At 70.8% G+C, this 1,218-nt stretch carries 1 protein-coding gene; it reads left to right on the top strand.

All coding sequences use genetic code 11. The annotated features are described in order from the left end of the window. Positions 1–4: 4 nt before the first annotated feature. Complete coding sequence (locus RWX45_RS12115) at positions 5–1,195, top strand: homoserine O-acetyltransferase (RefSeq protein WP_316023973.1); 1,191 nt, start codon at positions 5–7, stop codon at positions 1,193–1,195. Positions 1,196–1,218: the final 23 nt, after the last annotated feature.

Consider the following 1,218-nt stretch of genomic DNA (forward strand, 5'->3'; position numbering starts at 1 on the left):
GGACATGACCTCGCCCCTATCACAGGTACCGGGCGTCGGCACGGCGACCCTAAAGCTCGTCGACCGCTCGGCCGGCTCCCCCACGGGTGCCTGGCGGCCCGGCGACGACCCCGGCCACCGCCACTTCCTCGAGATCGGCAACCTGCCCCTGGATTCCGGCGAGGTTCTGCCTGAAACCCATCTGGCCTTTGAAACCTGGGGGGAGCTGAGCTCCGCCCGCGACAACGCCGTCCTCGTCCTGCACGCCCTGACCGGCGACTCCCACGTCACCGGCGCGGCCGGCCCCGGCCACCCCACACCCGGCTGGTGGGACACCCTCGTCGGGCCCGGACGTGCCATTGATACCGACCGCTACTTCGTCGTCGCCGCCAATATCCTCGGCGGCTGCCAGGGCTCCACCGGCCCCTCTTCGACGGCGCCCGATGGCCGCCCCTGGGGCTCCCGCTTTCCCTGGCTGACCACCCGCGACGCCGTCCGCGCCGAGTCGCGTCTGGCGGACGCGCTCGGCATCGATACCTTCCACCTGGTCATCGGCGCCTCGCTCGGTGGGCATCGCGCCGTCGAATGGGGCGTGACCCACCCCGACCGCGTGCGCAACCTCGCCCTGGTGGCCACCGGCGCCTCCACCACCGCCGACCAGCTCGCCTGGTGCCACCTGCAGGAACTCGCCATCGTCGGCGACCCCTTCTTCTTCGACGGCGACTACTACAACCACGTCGTCGGACCGGTGCGCGGCCTGGGCCTGGCGCGCGCCATCGCCCACACCACCTACCGCTCCGCCGGCGAGCTCGACACCCGCTTCGGTCGCGCCCACCAGGGGCAGGAGGACCCCGCCGTCGGCGGCCGCTACCAGATCGAGTCCTACCTCGACCACCACTCCGGCAAACTGCTGGCCCGCTTCGACGCCAACACCTACCTCATCGTCAACCACTCGATGATGGTGCACGACGTCGGCGCCGACCGTGGCGGCATCGAGGCAGCCCTGTCCACGGTGACGGCCCGCACCCTCGTAGTTGATGTCGACTCCGACCGGCTCTTCCTACCCGCGCAGGCGGAGGAGCTGACCACCGGCATTCCCGACTCGCGCCGGGTCACCATCCACTCGCTGCACGGGCACGACGGCTTCCTCATTGAGGCCGACCAGATGGACGCCGCCCTGCGAGGCTTCCTCGCCGAGGACGAGCCAGGGCGTTGAGATCGATATGCGCCCCATAGACG

The sequence above is a fragment of the Actinomyces sp. MRS3W genome (assembly GCF_032465695.1).
Classification (GTDB): domain Bacteria; phylum Actinomycetota; class Actinomycetes; order Actinomycetales; family Actinomycetaceae; genus Actinomyces.

What these genes read in the sequence shown, in the direction of transcription:
- RWX45_RS12115 (WP_316023973.1), top strand. Translation starts at nt 5, where the DNA reads ATGACCTCGCCCCTATCACAGGTACCGGGCGTCGGCACGGCGACCCTA.